The sequence below is a fragment of the Neisseria sp. P0022.S010 genome, from assembly GCF_051956635.1.
This window is the reverse complement of the sequence record NZ_JBQCXF010000830.1, coordinates 1-536: the sequence shown is the minus strand read 5'-3', so window position 1 is coordinate 536 and position 536 is coordinate 1. Positions and strand designations below refer to the sequence as shown.

The following is a 536-nucleotide window of genomic DNA, read 5'->3' as shown; positions in this document are numbered from 1 at the left end:
GCACCAACGTGTTGCCGTATTCATGGGCAGCCGCGAAGAAGTGGAATACGTTTATAATCTGCATCAAAAATAATCAGATGTATTGATTTCAAACCAAAAAAGGCCGTCTGAAATATGATTTTCAGACGGCCTTTTTGTTAAAAAATAAAAGAAACAAAAATTAAAAGAGCAGATTCAAATCCGCCCTTAGCTGTTTTCCATCTAATCTTTATTGGATTACGCCGAACGAGCCAGCTCTTCCGCCGCTTTTTGCACCCTATCCGGCGTCAGCTTGTTCAAACAATCCGTATGCCCCAACGGACATTCGCGTTTGAAACAAGGCGAGCAATCCAAATTCAAGCTGACGATTTTTGCCTTTTGGCTTAGAGGCGGCGTATGGTCAGGGCTGGATGAGCCGTAAACTGCAACCAATTTCCGATCAAGCGCGGCCGCAAGGTGCATCAGACCGCTGTCGTTGCACACGACCGTATCGGCGCAAGACAACAGATCAATCGCCTCCGGAAGATTGGTTTTACCGCAAAGATTGGTACACAGGC

At 46.3% G+C, this 536-nt stretch carries 1 protein-coding gene; it reads right to left on the bottom strand.

All coding sequences use genetic code 11. The annotated features are described in order from the left end of the window. Nucleotides 1-216: 216 nt before the first annotated feature. Nucleotides 217-536: lipopolysaccharide heptosyltransferase II (gene waaF / locus ACTHUT_RS21650; RefSeq protein ID WP_440419874.1), on the bottom strand; the 320-nt coding region annotated here is incomplete at its 5' end.